Origin of the sequence: Marinobacter sp. (assembly GCF_041687235.1) — a bacterium.
Classification (GTDB): domain Bacteria; phylum Pseudomonadota; class Gammaproteobacteria; order Pseudomonadales; family Oleiphilaceae; genus Marinobacter.
Genome location: NZ_JAWLCH010000032.1, coordinates 6,720 through 9,272, shown reverse-complemented (window position 1 = coordinate 9,272; position 2,553 = coordinate 6,720). Strand labels below are relative to the sequence as shown.

Below are 2,553 nucleotides of genomic sequence, written 5' to 3'. Positions count from 1 at the left end.
GCAAAGGCCGCGTCGGTCATGCTGATATCAACAAACTGCCCCTCCCCGGTCTGCTGTCGATGGATCACAGCCGCCAGAATGCCCATCACGGCATGGTGGGATCCACCCGCCACATCCGCTATCTGGATTCCCATGGGGGGCGGGCCGCTGTCGGCCCGACCGCAGTGACTGCTTACTCCAGCCAGGGAGAGATAGTTGATGTCGTGGCCTGCGCGGTCCCTGTAAGGGCCGGTCTGGCCATAGCCGGTGATGGAGCAGTAGATGAGGCGAGGGTTTACCGCCTTCAGGGCTTCATAGCCAATGCCAAGACGGTCCATCACGCCCGGGCGAAACTGCTCAACAACAACATCGTAGTCCTTGACCAGTTCCAGCACTTTCTCCCGGCTACCTTCCTCCTTGAGGTTGATCCCGAGGGACTTCTTGCCGCGGTTCAGAAAGCCGTGGGCGGTGCTCACGCCGGCGTCGTGGGGTGGCATTACCCGGGTCAGGTCCACTCGGTCCGGTGCTTCCACACGCAATACATCTGCCCCCATGTCTGCCAGCAGCATGGTGGCGTAGGGGCCGGGCAACAAGGTACTGAAATCCAGAACTTTCAGTGACGTCAGCGGTCCTGACATGATGATCTCCTTCGTGTTGTCAGAGTAGTCCGAACAGTGTCCGTTTCCTTCATGCTGCCCGGTTTTGCCAACGGGGCCAACTGCCGGTTCCGTCATTCCAATTGGCCGTTTCTACCAGCCCGTCTTTCCGGCGCCGGTTGCATTGTTCCACGGGGGTTTTATGATGGGTTTCGTTTTCATGGAATGGCGAGCGTGATGTCCGATCTGACGGTTTCGAAGCACTTTGTTCAGGCTGCCCTCGTGGGTGCCGAAAGGCTTGGTTTTGATACCCGAGAAATGCTCCGGGAAGCAGGAATCTCTCCCGATCTGTTACGTATCGAGATGGCCCGGGTCAGCAGTGACCAGTTCAGCCATCTGATGCAGGTGCTCTGGAACCGCATGGGAGATGAGTTCATGGGGCTGGGGCCCAGACGGGCCCGGACAGGTACCTTCGCGACCATGTGCGCACTGGTGATTGATTGCCCGAATCTGGAATCGGTGTACCGGCAGGCTTTCCAGTTCTCCCGCCTGTTTGAGCCCATGGTCTCGATGGAGCTTGAGATTGACGACGACAAGGCTCAGCTGGTTACCCGAATGGAGGGCGAGATCAACGACCCCAGCTTTTTCCTGCGGGAAAGCATCCTGGTAATCTGGCACCGCCTGGGCAGTTGGCTGATCGGGCAACCCATTGAGCTTGAGAAAGCCGAGTTCGACTACCCTCGGCCGGCCCATGGGGACGAGTACAGGCACATTTTCCGCTGCCCACTGGCGTTCGAATCTGACAAAATCGCCCTCACCTTCGACAAGCGCTTCCTGTCGGCACCCGTCATCCGGGAAAAGCCGGAGATGCGGCAATTCCTGAAAACTTCCCCGGCAGACCTGCTATCCCGGCCTGACGAGAGCAACACCTTCACGGGACGCATCCGCGCGCTGATCGGGCGGGATTTCTCGAAGCCGTTGCCGGATTTTGAATGGATTGCCGCGGAACTGCACACCAGCCCGCAGACACTACGACGCCGGCTGAAGCAGGAAAACACCTCATTCCAGGAAATCAAGGATCTGTTGCGCCGGGACATGGCGATCTACTACTTGGGCCGACAGGAGCTGCCCATTAACGACATAGCCGCCAAGGTTGGTTTCACCGAGCCATCAACCTTCCACCGGGCCTTCAAGAAGTGGACGGGAGTGACGCCCGGCGCCTACCGTGAGGGCGAGCGCGGCAACCTCTCCGGCTGAATCAGGAGTCGGAGGGCGACTGGGCAGTGCGGATCAGGTTCCCCAGCGTCTGTGCAATTTCCTGAGTCCTTTCCCGATTGGCAGCCAGTTGGAGGAGCCGGGAACCGTCCCTCGGATCGTAGACCCAACAGGTCGAGACAGCCGTTTCACATCGCCATTCAACCCTTGGGTTGATTCCAAACACCGACATCTGTTCCGTGCTACGCAGTATACGGCCATCGTCGGCCCGCCTGATCTCCTGAATCTGGATTTCATTTCCCTGGGTGCCAAGGCGATATTCCACATCTGCCGGCCTGTCCAACCGGACCACCGCCTGATCGCGGCGCCAGCCTGCCAATTCCAACAGGCTGTTGATGTGCAGCGTCAACGCCTCACGGTCTGAACTCGCCAGATAAAGTTTACGCAGGGACTCGATACGGCCGTCTCCTGCAGGCTCAATTACGGCAACCCGCTCACTCTCTCCGGAATTCTTTGGCGCCCGGGCATTCTGTTTCCTGGTCTTTTCAATCGAGGTAATCAGCTTCAGGGATTCCTGATAGTGATCTCCCTCGGAGCCGGCCTGGCTCACGTAGGTTTCCAGAGCCGATTGCGCCTCATTCAGGTGGGAAGACTGCAACATCACCCGCCCCCGGTAAAAGTAATAGTCCGCTGGCTTTTCCCCCTCCAGTTGCTGCAACCGGTTCAGAAACTCCGCAGCTTCGCCCCAATTCTCAGCAACGAC

The 2,553-nt window shown here is 58.8% G+C and carries 3 protein-coding genes; 1 reads left to right on the top strand and 2 read right to left on the bottom strand.

What is annotated here, in order from left to right:
- A partial coding sequence (locus ACESMK_RS19860; RefSeq protein ID WP_373002372.1) for a CaiB/BaiF CoA transferase family protein occupies nt 1-617 on the bottom strand: 617 nt, incomplete at its 3' end.
- Between the two features lie 195 nt (nt 618-812).
- Between ACESMK_RS19860 and ACESMK_RS19855 the strand changes: the two genes are divergently transcribed.
- Nucleotides 813-1,832: an AraC family transcriptional regulator gene (locus ACESMK_RS19855; RefSeq protein ID WP_373002369.1), complete on the top strand. Its 1,020-nt coding sequence runs from the start codon at nt 813-815 to the stop codon at nt 1,830-1,832.
- 1 nt (nt 1,833) lies between these two features.
- Here the strand turns inward: ACESMK_RS19855 and ACESMK_RS19850 are convergent.
- Nucleotides 1,834-2,553, bottom strand: a 720-nt coding sequence (locus tag ACESMK_RS19850; protein WP_373002366.1) for a hypothetical protein, incomplete at its 5' end; no start/stop codon positions are given.